1 protein-coding gene is annotated in these 268 nt (G+C 69.0%); it reads left to right on the top strand.

Annotation, left to right across the window (positions count from 1 at the left end; genetic code table 11):
- A partial coding sequence (locus tag AC3A35_RS27980) for a TRAP transporter large permease subunit (RefSeq protein WP_487439820.1) occupies nt 1–268 on the top strand: 268 nt, incomplete at both ends.

Below are 268 nucleotides of genomic sequence, written 5' to 3'. Positions count from 1 at the left end.
CGCTCGCCACCGCGGCGACGATGAGCCATGTGGTGCTGCCCGAACTGAAACGCCACCAGTACAAGCCCGGCCTGGCCACCGGGTCACTGGCCGCCGGCGGCACCCTCGGGATCCTGATCCCGCCCTCGGTGCCGCTGGTGATCTACGCCATCCTGGCCGAGCAGAACATCGCCAAGCTGTTTCTGGCCGCGTTCGTGCCCGGCATCCTCGCCGCGATCGGCTACATGGTGGTGATCGGCATCGTCACCCGCATCGATCCGGCCGCGGG

It is taken from the genome of Azoarcus sp. Soil_N_20 (assembly GCF_057656155.1).
The sequence above is the reverse complement of the archived record's forward strand: the minus strand, read 5'-3'. Positions and strand labels throughout refer to the sequence as shown.